The sequence below is a fragment of the Methylovorus menthalis genome, assembly GCF_020523625.1.
Lineage (GTDB): Bacteria > Pseudomonadota > Gammaproteobacteria > Burkholderiales > Methylophilaceae > Methylovorus > Methylovorus menthalis.
The window spans coordinates 1358929-1373664 of record NZ_JAJAQH010000006.1 but is presented as its reverse complement, the minus strand read 5'-3'; the positions used below and the strand labels follow the sequence as shown (position 1 = coordinate 1373664).

At 55.9% G+C, this 14736-nt stretch carries 16 protein-coding genes and 1 tRNA gene; 11 read left to right on the top strand and 6 right to left on the bottom strand.

All coding sequences use genetic code 11. The features are described 5' to 3' along the window. Positions 1–21: 21 nt before the first annotated feature. On the bottom strand, positions 22–666 hold the full coding sequence (locus LG204_RS12285) for a transglutaminase-like cysteine peptidase (RefSeq protein ID WP_230337544.1): 645 nt from the start codon (positions 664–666) through the stop codon (positions 22–24). 303 nt (positions 667–969) lie between these two features. Between LG204_RS12285 and LG204_RS12280 the strand changes: the two genes are divergently transcribed. Both LG204_RS12280 and LG204_RS12275 read left to right on the top strand, forming a co-directional pair. Next, the gene (locus tag LG204_RS12280) at positions 970–2688 is read left to right on the top strand and encodes a TolC family outer membrane protein (RefSeq protein ID WP_230337543.1); all 1719 of its coding nucleotides are present in this window, start codon (positions 970–972) and stop codon (positions 2686–2688) included. A gap of 238 nt (positions 2689–2926) precedes the next feature. Then, positions 2927–3013 (top strand) — tRNA-Leu (locus LG204_RS12275). Positions 3014–3220: 207 nt separating this feature from the next. Here LG204_RS12275 and LG204_RS12270 read toward each other — a convergent pair. Next, positions 3221–3673 carry a DUF2846 domain-containing protein gene (locus LG204_RS12270; protein ID WP_230337542.1) on the bottom strand — a complete coding sequence of 151 codons (453 nt, stop codon included), beginning with the start codon at positions 3671–3673 and terminating at the stop codon, positions 3221–3223. A gap of 192 nt (positions 3674–3865) precedes the next feature. Then, positions 3866–4216: a hypothetical protein gene (locus LG204_RS12265; RefSeq protein WP_230337541.1), complete on the bottom strand. Its 351-nt coding sequence runs from the start codon at positions 4214–4216 to the stop codon at positions 3866–3868. Positions 4217–4244: 28 nt separating this feature from the next. Between LG204_RS12265 and LG204_RS12260 the strand changes: the two genes are divergently transcribed. Continuing rightward, entirely contained in the window at positions 4245–4508 is a 264-nt protein-coding gene (locus LG204_RS12260; RefSeq protein ID WP_230337540.1) for a GIY-YIG nuclease family protein, read from the top strand. Between the two features lie 169 nt (positions 4509–4677). Further along, entirely contained in the window at positions 4678–4899 is a 222-nt protein-coding gene (locus LG204_RS12255; protein WP_230337539.1) for a hypothetical protein, read from the top strand. 175 nt (positions 4900–5074) lie between these two features. On the opposite strand, the gene LG204_RS12250 is transcribed toward LG204_RS12255, so the two are convergent. The 3 genes from LG204_RS12250 to LG204_RS12240 form a co-directional block, all read right to left on the bottom strand. Next, entirely contained in the window at positions 5075–5755 is a 681-nt protein-coding gene (locus tag LG204_RS12250) for an FxDxF family PEP-CTERM protein (protein WP_230337538.1), read from the bottom strand. Between the two features lie 69 nt (positions 5756–5824). Further along, complete coding sequence (locus LG204_RS12245; protein ID WP_230337537.1) at positions 5825–7819, bottom strand: alkaline phosphatase; 1995 nt, start codon at positions 7817–7819, stop codon at positions 5825–5827. A gap of 119 nt (positions 7820–7938) precedes the next feature. After that, positions 7939–8526 carry a hypothetical protein gene (locus LG204_RS12240; RefSeq protein WP_230337536.1) on the bottom strand — a complete coding sequence of 196 codons (588 nt, stop codon included), beginning with the start codon at positions 8524–8526 and terminating at the stop codon, positions 7939–7941. Between the two features lie 207 nt (positions 8527–8733). Here LG204_RS12240 and gspG point away from each other — a divergent pair, with 207 nt between their 5' ends. From gspG to LG204_RS12205, 7 genes are read left to right on the top strand one after another with little or no spacing between them, the layout of a single operon-like run. Then, positions 8734–9219: a type II secretion system major pseudopilin GspG gene (gspG, locus tag LG204_RS12235; RefSeq protein ID WP_268868040.1), complete on the top strand. Its 486-nt coding sequence runs from the start codon at positions 8734–8736 to the stop codon at positions 9217–9219. A 2-nt stretch (positions 9220–9221) separates the two neighbouring features. After that, on the top strand, positions 9222–10409 hold the full coding sequence (locus LG204_RS12230) for a type II secretion system F family protein (RefSeq protein ID WP_230337535.1): 1188 nt from the start codon (positions 9222–9224) through the stop codon (positions 10407–10409). Continuing rightward, positions 10406–12097 carry a GspE/PulE family protein gene (locus LG204_RS12225; protein WP_230337534.1) on the top strand — a complete coding sequence of 564 codons (1692 nt, stop codon included), beginning with the start codon at positions 10406–10408 and terminating at the stop codon, positions 12095–12097. Before LG204_RS12230 ends, LG204_RS12225 begins: the two co-directional genes overlap by 4 nt. Further along, a complete protein-coding gene (locus tag LG204_RS12220; protein ID WP_230337533.1) occupies positions 12075–12992 on the top strand; it encodes a hypothetical protein in 918 nt (305 codons plus the stop codon). Before LG204_RS12225 ends, LG204_RS12220 begins: the two co-directional genes overlap by 23 nt. A gap of 3 nt (positions 12993–12995) precedes the next feature. Beyond that, positions 12996–13541: a PilN domain-containing protein gene (locus LG204_RS12215; protein ID WP_230337532.1), complete on the top strand. Its 546-nt coding sequence runs from the start codon at positions 12996–12998 to the stop codon at positions 13539–13541. Next, entirely contained in the window at positions 13538–14089 is a 552-nt protein-coding gene (locus LG204_RS12210) for a hypothetical protein (protein WP_230337531.1), read from the top strand. The genes LG204_RS12215 and LG204_RS12210 overlap by 4 nt, the downstream gene beginning before the upstream one ends. After that, positions 14086–14715, top strand: a complete 630-nt coding sequence (locus LG204_RS12205) for a hypothetical protein (protein WP_230337530.1) — start codon at positions 14086–14088, stop codon at positions 14713–14715. The genes LG204_RS12210 and LG204_RS12205 overlap by 4 nt, the downstream gene beginning before the upstream one ends. The last annotated feature ends 21 nt before the right edge of the window (positions 14716–14736 follow it).

Below are 14736 nucleotides of genomic sequence, written 5' to 3'. Positions count from 1 at the left end.
GTTCCCCCTTGACCTAATCTTTTATTCAATACCATCGGCTTGCATTCTTGCCAGGACGTTGCGCCAGCGTGACAAATGGCTCAACGAGTCGCTACTTGGTGTGGTCGATGTGCCGGTCCACAGCCCTTCGCTGTTAAAACTGAAAATAGGTACCAGATCCGGCCGACGCGACGCCGGGCGGATGGAAATGACGAGGTTGTCCAGAATCAACGGCTCTGCATTCGGCGTGGGGTAGTAGCTCAAGATCATGTGCGCTTGCGAAATGCGGCTGTTGGGTCCGCCGATCTTGGCGCGTACATAGGTGAGCCGCAGTTTTTCATTGGGAATGCCCAACTCGCGCAAAAACACGTATTTGGCAATGCTGTAATCCTCACAGTCGCCCGCTTCACGGCCAAGCGATTCCAGCGGTGTTGCCCAGTAATCGGATTGCCCCCAGATATTGATGTCGTCATCAAAGCGCCGGATTTTGTCGTTGACGAAGAGGTTGATCTTCTCCAGCTTTTCCTGATCAGGGGCGTCTCGCAAGGTATTGAGCAGGGCCTCCAGCTCAATAATGGTGTTTTTTGCCCGGTCGCCATAACGCTGCTCAGCGAGCAGGCGCAACTTGCTGAAATCCGTCGCTGCCTGAATGCCAGGAATCCATATCCCCAAAAGCAAACATGCCATCGTGCAGATGATCCACAGGCATTTGCGATTAAAGCGAGATGTTAGCGAATGAGCAATGATGACTCTAACCTACGGGTTTTGGCACAGGATTTGCGTGCACAACTTATTGTAAATTTGGCGAATGATTTAAATTTTAAATTCATACGCCGGGAAAAACCTCATATCTATAATAACTTATCGCTTAAAGATAAGGTATTATTGAGGACATAAAATATAATTAAATAACAAGCCGGGGTGAAGTGAATGAAAGCAATCTATAAAAGTATGGTTGTAGCGGCTGCTATTGCCGCTGCAACTCCAGGGATGGCAGCACCAACTACTCTGCAGGAGATCGTCGAAAGCGCTGTGACGAACAATCCAGAAGTGCAGAGCCGATACCACAACTACAAAGCCGCTGAGCAAGAGCAAAATGCAGCGCGCGGTGGTTTTCTTCCCAAGGTAGATCTGATCAGCAGTATCCGCACCCAGGAAAAAGTATTTTCCAACACCAACAATACCAACATCCCTGACCGTCAGACCCAACTGGTACTGAAGCAGATGTTGTTTGACGGTTTTGCTACCAGTAATGAAGTGAGCCGCCTGGGCCATGCCGCCCGTGTACGCTATTACGAGCTTCTGGGCTCCATGCAGAACACCGCGCTGGAAACCGTGAAGGCCTATAACGATGTTTTGCGCTATCGCCAGCTCGTGTCGTATGCCGAAGACAACTACATCGTACACAAGCAGCTGTTTGACAAGATTGAAGAGCGCGTAGGCGCCGGTGTTGGTCGCCGCGTGGATCTGGAACAAGCCAACGGCCGTCTGGCACTGGCGGAAGCCAATCTGCTGACCGAAACCACCAACCTGCATGACGTGACAGCCCGCTTCCAGCGTCTGGTGGGGGATTTGCCTGCAGATACGCTGTCAGATGTAGATTACTTCAAGGCAGGTGTAGAGCAGAGCCCCTCCGATGCCCTGAAACTCGCGTACAACCAGAACCCTGATTTGCTGGCCTCGATTGAAAATATCATGGCTACTGAAGACGAAGTCAAAACCAAGAAAGCGCGCTACAGCCCACGTCTGGACCTGCAAGGCAAAAAGAGTCTGGATGTCAGCTCCGACGGCCGTAACAGCACTGCAGCTGCCGACTACCTTGAATTGACGCTGACATTTAATCTGTTTAATGGCCTTACCGACAAATCGCTGATCAGCCAATCCGTTGAAAAGCTGAACACCTCGCAAGACCTGCGCGACAAGGCCTGTGTGGATACCCGCCAGCAACTGGTGATCGCTTATAACGATATCAGCCAGCTGAAAGGCCAGCTCGATTTCCGCGACCAGCATCAACTCGCGATTGAAAAAGCCCGCGAAGCCTACCGCCGCCAATTTGATATTGGTCAACGTACGCTGCTCGACTTGCTGGATACGGAAAACGAATATTTCCAGGCCCGTCGCACTTACACCATCACCGAGCGTGATCTGTATAACGCCTACGCTCGCACCTATGCAAGCCAGGGCGAGCTCTTGAAAAAGCTCAATGTGACCCGTGCCGATGTGCCTGAGCTGACAGCTACCGATTACAACAACTACACCACATGCCAAGCCGTGGCGCCAGAAGTGCTCAAGATCGACAAGGTAGCCCTGCTCGCCAAGGCACGTCCGCTTAATACCGAACCAATGAAGCCAGCAGAAGTGAAATTCGGTGAGGCTGATCTCGTGAAGACGACAGTCAATGACTGGGCATCTGCCTGGCAAGCCAAGGATTACAACCGCTACGTCAGCTTCTACGCCGACAGCTTTGTACCTGAAAAGGGCACTCGAGCCGCCTGGCTGCAGCAACGCAAGCAACGCCTTGCCGCGCCTACGCCGATTGTGGTGGAGCTGAAGGATGTGAAAGTCAGTCTGGATGGCACTCAAGCCCAAGCCTCGGTTTCCTTTATGCAGCATTACTCCTCAGGTAAATACAGCGACGATACGATGAAATATCTGACGCTGGAAAAGACCAACAATCGCTGGTTGATTACCAAGGAAAGCAGCAAGTAAGCCAGCAAGCAAACCCATGAAAACCCGACAACACTGTCGGGTTTTCAGCATCTGGCGGCCTTGAATCGCGCCCGATTGATTATTCCCACGTGTTGAGTTGTCGAGACAAAATTTTTCTTGCACTCCGCCAGTAGTGGGGGAATGCGGGTAGTTTAAGTGGCAATTCTGCCTCTATGGATGGTAGAATAGCGCCCTTCGCTCGTCGGACCTCGTCCGCATCCCCAAGCGTCTCGCTTCTGCCCGGATGGTGAAATTGGTAGACACAAGAGACTTAAAATCTCTCGCCAGTAATGGTGTGCCGGTTCGACCCCGGCTCCGGGCACCATAAAAATCAATAAACACTTTATAACTTCTCATCCCGCTAGCAGATTTGTTAGGGGATTTTATGTGAAGGTTTTTGTGGCTTTAGTTGTAACTTATGACGATCTCCCACAAAAATAATTAAAGTCTTAGAGTAACCCCCTCACTTAAAGTTGAATAAGTTACGTGTCCTTAATTGTGAGAATGACTCACGATATTAAGGTGGTTTTTGTTATTGCTGTGATCTTAACAGCGGGGACGCGATTGATGGTATGTAATCGCAATTGCTAATATCAGAAAGTGCATTCGATTTTTCTATCTCCGTAAGTCGCCATGTCACTACATTTATTCCATCTAATAGTATGTAATAGTCTTCCCCAGCCTTCGAGCAAAAATCAAAATTTGTTGAACTACCAAAATTGGCATAGTAGGGCCAGAACTGATGGATGTGGTGACAACCTTCATTTACATGAATGTATGTATAGCTGCCACCACTTAGATTTGCAGTTTTCTTCCCATCCACGGTGAATTGGGCATCGAAAGCACCCAGAAGAAATTTCCCGGGACGATAAAGATATACTGTAGAAGTAGATGTATCAGGTTTTGGAGCATCCTGATATTTTGCGCCACTTGAAGCGCAGCCAACTACAGTCAACAACAATACAGCCAGTATAAAAAAACGCATTCAAGAACCTCTCTGTTAATCATGAGTTATTCATCGATTTTATAATGGTCAACCAGGCTTTACTACTAATTACCAGCGTTTAGTTGTGTGCAACTCTTAAAGGATGGAACGGTTCATGCCATCTAATCAATGCTAGTTCTATTACGTTTAAATTTTTTAGTTGGATAGTCGGTAGCCTCGTGCTCCAGCTCATTAGGGCGAAACTTTTTCTCCAGTGCTGCCTACATTGATCGCATGGGCGACCATTGCAAGGGTTGCCACTACAGCAAGTCCACTAAAACAGGCGATCGTGCCTGTCCATTCAATGCGCTTTACTGGGATTTTTTTGCCCGGCACGACAGCCGTTTGCGTAGCAATCATCGCCTGAGCATGGTGTATCGCAATTGGGACAAGATGTCTGCCGAGGCCCAGCAGGCCTTGCGCCAACAGGCGGAACAAACACTTGCACAAAGCGAGTCCCTGTAAAGTATTCGTTGCTGGTTTCCTATACCATGCGCGCTTGAATTCACGAGTTGCCCTCACACTAAAAATGACGACCATCATGGGCAATGCAAAGGATTAAGGATCATCAGTGAGCGAAGAAAACCCGACATTGCATTGGCATCTCTATTTGCTGGAGTGCAAAGGCGGCAGCTATTACGCCGGCATCACCAATAATCTTGAAGCGCGCTTCAAAGCACATGTCGAAGGCAAGGGCGCGCGCTATACCCGCGCTAATCCGCCACTCAGAATCCTCGCCAGCAGGCTATATGCAGATCGGTCGGCGGCTTCCATTGCCGAGGCCAGGCTTAAAAAACTGGCAAAGGCGGACAAGCTGGCTTTCTTTCTGACCTGAGCTGGCTGCTTCATCGGCCATTATTTTGACTCCTTTTATTCAGGCAGCTTCTAGCATATCTCCTACATGCTTTTCAGAACCCTCTGGCTGCCGAGGCCCGTTGATGGCTTGCACAATGAAGTCGTTACCTTACGTAACGCTAACATTCATTCCATACAAGGAGATTATGATGGCTACACAACAAGGAAGCACGCGTGGTGGTACCTCTCAGCAGCATGCACAGGCAGGCTCGCAAAGCCATAAAAACCAGCAGCAAGGCGGGGCGCAAACAGGCTCCAACAAGCAGCAGGAGCAGGCTGGCAGCCCCAGCAAAAGCCAGCAAGGCGGCGCCCGTGGCGGCTCGCATGAGCAGCATGTGAAAGCGGGCAGCCAAAGCCATAAAAAGAGCTAATGCTTAAGCAAGTTTCCATTAGGCCATTCGCCTGATGGAGCTGGCCCGGTTTTCCGGGCAATAGCTTGTTTTTCTAATGGCGTGTTGAAGACGCAAAAAAAGCACATGAAGATGTGCTTTTTTTGTGGGGGAAGTTTGCGGGTAGCGTGCCCGCAAACATGAGGCGAGGGGGAGATTAACGACGGCGGCGTGAGGCCACAAAGCCCATCATGCCCAGGCCTGCCAGCATCATGGCGTAGCTGTCGGCTTCAGGAACGGCGCTAACCGTGGTGATATTGAGGTTGTCATACAGCTTGCCTGCACCCAGCACGATGCCGTACACGCCCAATACTGGGCCGCCAGTGATGATGGCGCCGGGGTTGGCGAACTGGTCGAACGAGATGGTCGACAAGGTTTTGCCAGCCGCATCCAGGAACAGGATGGAGGAATTGAAGCCGCCAAAGTTGCTGTTATCCAGTTGCACCGAGAAGGATGACAGGTTTTGGGCGCTGCTGAAGCTGATCAGCACTTGGTCAAACATGGCATCGAGTGCATTGGAGGGCGATGGAGCCGTACCGTGGCTGTAATCTTCCGGGTTGCGTACGCGAATATCGCTATCCGAATAGGCTTCCCAGTGGGTATAGCCAGGGATGGTCTGGCCGTTAGGATCCAGAATTTCAAAGCCGTCGCTGTCGAGGTCGGCGGTGACAAAGCCACTCAGGAACTGCACATTGCTGTAGGGGTTAACGGCGGCATCATTAGCAGAGGTGCCGCTGGCCGCGTTGTCAAAGTTGAAGTTATAGCCAGCGTAGGCATTGGCAGCAAAGCTTGCCAGGCCAATCACGGCGGCATTCATCAGAAGTTTTACAGAATTCATGGTATCTCGCTTTCGTCATCAAACCGGGCGCCACGGCATAAGCCGCAGCGCCGGTGTTGTGGGCTATCTTTACTTCACGCCGCCGATGGCAGCCTGACCAAACTTGAAGAACACATCGGTGTTATCCATGACGCCAGTGAACAGGGCAGCGCCGCGACCGAAGGCTGACAATGGAATGTCAGTGGCGGTGTGCACAGCCTGATCGCCTGATACCTGACCAGTCACGAGGTAACCGGTGCTGGCATTACGTACGCCCGGGTTGGCTGGGTAGGTGTTCAGCGGTGCGGTGCCAACGAAAGGCTGCTGGCTATCCTGCGTAGGTTGCGCATTGGCAATCCAGGCTTCGTAGCGGTCAGCATTGGCGCCGTAACCGATCAGCATCTTGTTGTCGATATCGGTAGTCGCTGGGTAGCCATCCGCGGCAATGGTGTACTTGGGGAATTTCGCATCCTGATAAGTACCCACCACTTCATTACGCATGCTGGCCACGGTGTTGGCCTTGCCTTGCAACTCGGCATTGGTCACCTTGGAAGCACCGAGGATGGAAGCGCCACCAGTTTCGTGGTCGGCCGTCACAATCACCAGTGTGTCCGGGTTGGCCGTCGCAAAATTCTTGGCAACCTGTACAGCACGGTCAAACTCGATGACTTCTTCAATCCAGCGATCGCTATCCATCAAGTGCGCCTGCTTGTCGATGGAAGCGCCTTCCACGGTCAGCACAAAGCCAGCCGGGTTCTTGGCGAGCACCTTGATGGCCTTGTCGGTCATCTCTTCCAGCATGGGCTGGTCAGGGAAGCCGTAGTCATTCACCACGGTGGAAACACCACGACGGCCGTTGATCTTGTCAAACGCCACGTTCATGTTGGAGTAGGCAAACAGGCCCAGCAGCTTGTCTGGCACGCCGGCGCTTTGCAGGGCAGATTTGTCGGAAACATAGGTGTAACCGGCAGTGCTGAAGTCGCTGATCAGGTCACGCGCTGGATCCTTGGCACCGACGGCGGCACCCCAGCCGCTGACGATGTCGCTGGTCAGCACGTAATCATTGGCAGCACGGCGTTGCGAACCATTGGCTGGTTGCGGGCTGACGCTATTGGAGGCATTAGGCAGGAACCACTTGCGGCCGCCACCCATCAGCACGGTCAGGCCGGTCAGCTTGCGGTCATCCAAGTATTGGTCGGCAATGCCGGTACCGTTGCCACGGTTGGAGGTGTGCACGGCGTTGGCAGCAGGCGTCGCATCAAACACATCGGCGGTGGTGACGATACCAAGCGATTTGCCCTGGGTGCGGTGCAGGTATTCCGACAGGTATTCCATGCGTGGATTGTCGAATGCGTCGCTGGTGTCATCTGGCCATACGCCTTCCTGACCGGAAGCCTGCTTGTTGCCATTCACATAGTTTGCCATACCAGGTGCGGAGTCAGTCACGATGGTGTCAAGCGATGAAGTCATGACCATGCCGGTATAGGGGAAAGTATCCATGGCGAGGCGGCCCTTGGCCTTGCCCTGGGCATAGCCCTTGGCCATGATGCGGGCGGCAGTGCGGTGCGCGGCACCCATGCCATCACCCAGCATGATGATGATGTTCTTGGCAGGGCGGCCCTGGCTGGTGATGCCAACGACTTCAAAGCTGCCAGTGGCGGTGACGGTCTGACCATCGCTCTGCGTGGCTTTGACTGTCAGGGTATGGATGCCAGGCACATTGCTGGAGTAAGCGCGTTTGGAAACAACCGCTGTATTGGCAGCCAGGCCAGCGTTCAGGCCCGTGGTTACAATGCCGGAAGTGCTGGCGGTAACAGGCACGGTAATGCCATCTACGGCAAACTGGAAGCCGGTAATCGTGGCACCAGCATCCGGACGGATGGTCGCTTGCAGGTCAAAGCGCTGACCTGGCAGAAAGCGCGCAATCATGGGCGCAGTCGGATCATTGACGCCAGTGGCGAAGCGTTCGCTAGGGGGTGTCAGGCGTGTGACGGTCGGCGCGGCAACGCTCACGCTGGCGACAACACCCAGCGTAGCGGCCACAACGGCACGTACGCAGTTAAGTGCAAAACGGGGTGACTTCATTTGAAAAAGCTCCTGATCGATAGATACAAAAGGTTGGTAACAGTAATAAAACAGTGAAACAAAGCGGGCACAGGTGACGCTAAAACAGTGCACCTAAAACGGTGACGCTAAAACATGAACTACTTGATCGTTGAGTGCAGGGATGCAGTGGTCTCCGGCCGCACCAGCTGGGCGCTCTGCGCAGCATCCAGCTGCAGGCGCACATAAGAGATCCGGCCATCGGCTTCATGCCACTCGCCCACGCTCAGCACGCCGCTGAGGTTGATCAGGCCAGGCACATAGCCATTGATCTGCTGGGCATCATGCAAATGCACAAACACCGACGTGGCTGGCATGTCGTCGGCAAAGCTCTCATCTTCATGGCCCATCAGCACTGGCAACGGCGAAAGGATGAAGACGCCTGGTGTGGCCTCATCCTGTTTGGCCATATAGCCCACCAGGCGTATCTGCTTGCCATTCAGGCTTAACAGTTTGGCCGATGGCTCCAGGCCGCGCGGGCCAACGGGCAGCGTGTAAATTTCACTGAACTTGAGCTCGGTCACGCCGGCAGGCAGGGCGGGCAGCGGGCCATTGACCTGCAAGGCAGAGCTCATGGGAGGCTGGGCATGCTCGTGTCCGGCTTCGTGGGCAGAGGCTGTCTGTACCAATTGTGGCAGGGCGAGTTGGGCAAATAGAAGGCTGGTGATGATGGTGCGGGAGTAGTGCATTGTTATCTTCCTCTTTGTCGGGACTGCAGCAAGTGCGTGTGCTATCAGCAAGTGCGTGCACTATAGGCAGCAAAAATTTCAGATTGATGAACGTTAAAAGATGTTAATGCGGCGAAATGATGAAACCCGCGCCGGGCATGCAAGTGTTGTTGTCACAAAAGTAGGGTGTGTCTTGGAAATGCAACATTACTGTAAAAAACAGCGCCTATGATCTGCCCTGTGAATACATCCTCTCTTGCTCCTTATCTCCCGCGTCCGGCCTCGATTCATGATTCTGGCAGGCAACGTGCCCGTTATTCCGGCTTTACCTTGCTGGAACTGCTGGTCGTCATGGTCATCATCGGTTTGCTGGCAGGCTATGTCGGCCCCAAGTACTTTGCACAGATCGGCAAATCCGAGGTCAAGGCCACCCGCGCCCAGCTGGATTCGCTGGAAAAAGCACTGGATCAATATCGCCTGGATACTGGTCATTACCCCTCTACCGAACAAGGCCTGACAGCGTTGACCGCGAAGCCGGACAACGACGCCCGCTGGGATGGGCCCTATCTCAAGAAGAACGTGCCTGACGATCCGTGGGGGCATCCTTATCAATACAAAGCGCCCGGCGAACACGGCGAATATGATCTTTATTCGCTGGGTAAGGACGGCCAGCCCGGCGGGACCAATGAGATGGCTGACATCGTCAGCTGGTAGGCATGCTTTACAAACTCAGCGTACTGCGCGACAAACAATACAGCTCATTGCGCCTGGAAGCGGCCAATGAAAAGGCAGCGGCACAGGCCGCCAAGTCGCAGGGGTATACCGTGTTTTCGGTGGCGACCGCGGCCCGTGGCTGGCAACTGCAATGGACGCGGACGGAGCGCTTTCCGCTGATGCTGTTCAGTCAGGAGCTGCTGGCCCTGCTGCAGGCGGGGCTAAACCTTATCGAAGCCATTGAGGCGCTTTCCGAAAAAGAGCAGCGCCCGCAGGTACGCGAAACACTAAAAGGGACCTTGCGACTGCTCAATGAAGGCCAGCCGCTCTCGCTGGCCATGGAAGCCCACCCTCGGGCATTCCCCCCTTTATATGTCGCGGCCCTGCGCGCCAGCGAAAAAACCGGCGGCATGTCGGAGGCGTTACGGCGCTATATCGACTACCAATCCCAGGTCGAAGAAGTCAAAAAAAAGGTCATCTCAGCCTCGATTTACCCGGCCATGCTGATCATCGTCGGCGGTCTGGTGGTGATGTTCCTGATGGGCTTTGTGGTGCCCAAGTTTGCGCATATTTATGAAGACATGAATGGCGACATGCCCTTGATGTCGCAAGTGTTGTTGGCACTGGGCGGCTTTATCGAAACCCATGGCATGCACTTGCTGCTGGCGGGCCTTGGCCTCACGGCTGCGCTGGGTTATCTGTTCAGCTTGCGCCGGGTGCGGGCAGCGATGATGCAATGGCTGTGGCGCCTGCCGACCATAGGCGAGCGCATGCGCATTTACCAGCTATCACGGTTTTACCGGTCGCTGGGCATGTTGCTGATTGCCGGTATCCCCATTCTTAACGCGCTGTCCATGGTATCTGGGCTGCTGGCCCCGGCCTTGCGCACGCGCATGCAACTGGCCAGCGAGCAGATACGCCAGGGCCAGTCCATCTCGACGGCCATGGAAACCAATGAACTATCGACGCCAGTGGCCTTGCGCATGCTGCGCGTTGGCGAGCGCAGCGGCATGATGGGGGAGATGATGGAGCGCATTGCCGCTTTTTATGACGAGGAAACCGCCCGCTGGGTTGACTGGTTTACCAAGCTGTTTGAGCCCTTGCTGATGCTGGTGATCGGCTTTGTCATCGGCTTTGTGGTGCTGATGTTGTACATGCCGATTTTTGATCTGGCAGGCAGTATCCAATGAGCCTGATCAACGCCCAGCACATCAGTAGCGCCCGGCAGCTGGCGGCCCAGTCCAGCCGCCGCCTGATTGAGGTGCTGCAAGACCAGAGCGCCATGCCGCATGAGGCGTTTGTGGCCGAGCTGTCGCGTGCCTTTCATTATCCGGTGCTGGATAACCGCGCCATGCACGAGCTCAGCACCGATTTTGAGGTCATGCCGTTTGCCCAGGCTTATCGCCGCGAGTGCATTCCTCTGCGCCGCGAGGATGGTCAGCTACTGATCGCGATAGCCGACCCGTTTGCGGCGGATGTGCAGGACTGGTTGCTGGAGGTAGTGCCAGAGCCATTTGAGCTGTATCTCGCGCATTATGCCGATGTCAGCGCCTTTCTCTCGCGCCACGAAGAAACGCTGAAAGCCATGGACAGGGTGCTCGGCAGCCAGTCATCCGCCGAAGCGGATGACATGCAGGGGAATGGGCCTGACAATGGGATAGAACAGCTTTCGCTCAGCCGCATTTCGGAAGACAGCAGCCCGGTCATCCGCATGGTGAATTCCACCCTGTATGACGCCATGAAGATAGGTGCCAGCGATATACACCTTGAAACCACGCTGACCGGGCTCGCGCTCAAATACCGCATTGATGGTGTGCTGGATGCAGTGGGCCAAATTCAGGGTGTGGACATGGCCGAACAGATCGTGTCGCGCATCAAGGTCATGGCCGAGCTGGATATTGCCGAGCGCCGCATCCCGCAGGATGGTCGCTTCAAGGTGCATATTCAGCAGCGCGAGGTGGATCTGCGCGTGTCCATCATGCCCAGCGTGTATGGCGAAGATGCGGTGCTGCGTATATTGGATCGGAAATCACTCACCGAGCAGTCGCGCGGACTCACGCTGGAAAATGTCGGCCTCGATGCCCTGACGCGCCAGCAGTTTCGTGCCCTGGCCCGCGAGCCTTACGGCATGGTGCTGGTCACCGGCCCCACTGGCAGCGGCAAGACCACCACGCTGTATGCGGCGATTTCGGAAGTGAATACCGGCCGCGACAAGATCATCACCATCGAAGACCCGGTGGAGTACAACTTGCCCGGCGTGCTGCAGATACCTGTCAATGAAAAAAAGGGCCTTACCTTTGCCCGTGGCTTGCGCTCCATCCTGCGGCATGACCCGGACAAGATCATGGTGGGCGAAATCCGTGATTCGGAAACCGCGCAGATTGCCGTGCAGTCGGCCTTGACCGGCCATCTGGTATTCACCACCGTGCACGCCAATAACGTGTTTGATGTCATCGGCCGCTTTATCAATATGGACGTCGATACCTACAGTTTTGTCTCCGCGCTCAATGGCATTCTGGCGCAGCGGCTGGTGCGCCTGAATTGCACGCATTGCCTGGTCGATGACCAGCCGGATGCCGAGTTGCTGCAGGCCTCCATGATCAGCCAGACCGAGGCTGCCAGCATGCAGTTTCGCAAGGGCCAGGGCTGCGGCCATTGCCGTGGCAGCGGTTACAAGGGCCGTATGGCAGTGGCGGAACTGTTGATCCTGGATGATGAAATCCGCGAGATGATTGTCTCGCGCCAGCCTATACGCCAGCTCAAGGATACCGCCCGCCGCAAGGGCTTGCGCCTGCTGCGTCAGGCCGCCGTTGAAGCCGTGGCCGAGGGCAAAACCACTCTGGAAGAAATCAATCGTGTTACCTTCGTCACGGCCTAGTTACAGCCTGAGCCTGTTGCCAGGCAGCGTTACGCTCTGCCAGCCGCATTCTGCATGGAGCTTGGCCAGCTGGAAGCAGCGGTTTGCGCGCACCACATCCACTCTCGTTAGCCCGGCTCAGTGCCTGGCGATGCGCGAGCTGGAGGAAGGGGACATGGCGGAGGGCGCCGAGCGTGCCCATGGATATCCCTGGCAGGCGGCCATGCAAGCGAGCCAGCCTTTGCTGGCCGAGCTGCCCGCCGGGAGCAAGCTCACGGTGGTGGTCAGCAATCAATGGCTACGATACAAGCTGTTGCCTGCCATGCCGCCCATGCAATCGCAGGCGGCAAGTCTGGCGATTGCCCGTGAAATGTTCATGGAAACCTATGGCGATGCCGCCAGCCAATGGCGCATCCAGCTTGCCCCATTGCCACAGGGAGATAGCCAGTTTGCCTGCGCCATGGATGAGGCCTTGCTGGAGGCGATTGGCTCCATGGCGGAGCAGTCCGGTTGCCGTCTGGTATCGGTGCAGCCTGCCATGATGCACGCCTATAACCTGATCTACCGTCAGCAGCGCGGCTTGAGCTGCCTGGTGCAGGTGGAGCCCGGCCGCATTCACCTGGCCATGCTGCGCGATGGTCACTGGCTGGGGCTTAGTGCCTGTGCCAGTCAGGCGCAGGATTGGCCGCGCCATCTCGTGGCATTGCTGCAGCGCGAAACCTTGCGATTGGGCGATGCGCCCCAGCTGCCCGGCAGCCTGTTCCTGCATGCAGCCTCGTCCATTTCCTTATCCACTGCATGGCCCGCGTTGCAAGGCACACTGGCCGAGATGGGCTGGCAGGCGTCGCCTATCTTCACCCATGCACCAGCGCCCTCTGCGGCAACATCCTTTGCCACACCGGCGTGGGGGCGCTGAACCATGCCTATGCTCCGGGTCGATTTTGTTGCCGCCAACCAGCCCAGCTTGCCAGGCCGGCTGCTATTGGCGGGCGCCATAGGGCTGGCGATGGTGGCGTGGCAGTGGCAGTCCGCCATGCAAGCGCAGACGCAAGCTGTGCAAGCGCAACTGCAGCAGGCCAGAAAACAGGTCGGGCTCGATCAGCCGCGGCACGCACGTGTGCCTGCAAGCCCGGCGACGCAGGAGGCCATGCAACATGCACGTAGCACGGCTGCGTTTTTGCAGATTCCATGGAGCTCGCTATTCGCTGGGCTGGAAGCCGCTACCGGCCCCGGGCTTGCTTTGTTGAGCATAGAGCCGGATGCGCGCAAACGGCAGCTCAAGCTCACCGCGGAAGCCAGCAGTCGCGATGCGGTGTTTGATTACATGCAACGTCTGGAAGCCACGCCCCAGTTCAGCGAGGTAGTGCTGCTCAAACACGAAAAACAGCAGGATGCCCCTGAGCAGCCCTGGCGCGTGGTACTCACCGCCACCTGGCAAGAGCCTTTGCCGGAGTCGGCCCCATGATGCGCCTGCTGCGAGTGCTGGAAATGGCACGCTACTGGCTGGGCATGGCTGGTCAATCCGGTGTCTTGCTGATGCTGGCGATAGCGCTGTTCAGCCTGGCGATCATTCTGCCTGCGCAACACGACCTGCACGCCCAGCGCGATCAATTGGCATGGCTGCAAGCGCAGCCCAACGCGGCGGCCAAGCCAGAGCCAGTCTTGCCTGAGACCCAGCAGTTGCAAGAGTTTTATGCGCAGTTTCCACCACGGGCCGCTTTATCCGAATTGTTGCGGGCACTGCACCAATTGGCGCAGGAGTGCGGAGTTGAGCTGGTGCTGGGCGAATACAAGCTGTCGCATGAGCGCAATGCCTCGGCCTTGCAGCGCTACGAGATCATCTTGCCGGTCAAGGCACACTATGGGGAGTTGCGCCGTTTTCTTGATCAGGCCGCCTTGCGTTTTCCCACGCTGGGCTTGAGCGAGATCAGCATCAAGCGTGATGCCGTGAATGAAGGCGAGGCCGAGGTCAGGCTGATGTATGTATGGCTGCTGAAGGGGGAGGGCGCATGAACGTGATGCAGCCGCGCAGACTGTTGCTTGCTGGCGCCTTGCTGCTGACGCTGGCGGCGATGTATCTGGTGGACACGCCTGATAGCGATGAAGACCTGACCATGCCACGCGCTACTCCACGCAAGCCCAGCCTGCGTTTGCCTTCTGACCGGCCGGATACCACCCAGCTTGCGCCAACTGGTGAACAAGCCTTGCCGGACCTCGCGCGCAGTCGCGCCCGGCAAATAGCGGTTGCCCGCCAGGGTGATGCCCAGGGGCATACGCATGCTGGCGTCGATTTATGGCAAGCCAAGCTTGAGCCTGTGGCCCAGCCATCGAGCATTGCCAGCCATGCCGAGTCAGCCGAAGCCGCGCTGCCGGTGGTGCCGCCCTTGCCTTATCAGTACATGGGGCAAATGGATGATGCACCCGGCGGCAATCTGGTATTTCTGACCTCGCGCAACCGGGTATTCAGCGTCAGCCCCGGACAGATCGTGGAGCAAGTCTGGCGCCTGGACAAGCTGGATGCGCAGGCCCTTTACCTGACCTACCTGCCGCTCAATACCACCGTGGTGCTGAGCAAGACTGCAAAACAAGTCGTGGCGGCGCATAGCGTCGGCACGGAAGATCAACCGACTGACCGTTAGCCATACTGGCCCATACCCATG